Here is a 375-nt window from a genome sequence, read left to right on the forward strand (position 1 = left end):
GTTCGCCCAACGGAATCTCGTGGTTGCCGCCAAGTAACAGATGCAGGACATCAATATAGTCCTCTCGTGTCTGGGGACCGTCCACCAGGAAGCGGGCGCCCGACCGCTGGCGCAGGGCGTCGTCCACGTTCTCGGGATAGTTGGAGAACATGCCGAAGGTGCAGTTGCCTCGTACCAGGGTATTGGCACCGGCAAAGGCATCCATGAGCACGGCGGTGACCTCTTGCTGGCCGGCCGACGACTGGCGGTCACCGCGCTTCCCCGCGATTTGATCAATATCATCCACGGTGCCGAAACCGATTACGCCAGGGTCCATCAGCGCGTTGATGAACGCCTTGGCGTTCTGGCCGGACTTGCCCTGATAGCTGTCGATGT

The 375-nt window shown here is 60.8% G+C and carries 1 protein-coding gene; it reads right to left on the bottom strand.

All coding sequences use genetic code 11. The features are described 5' to 3' along the window. On the bottom strand, positions 1-375 hold a 375-nt coding region (locus DL891_RS16705), incomplete at both ends, for an AAA family ATPase (protein WP_157962601.1).

The organism is Homoserinimonas sp. OAct 916, assembly GCF_003260275.1.
Classification (GTDB): domain Bacteria; phylum Actinomycetota; class Actinomycetes; order Actinomycetales; family Microbacteriaceae; genus OACT-916.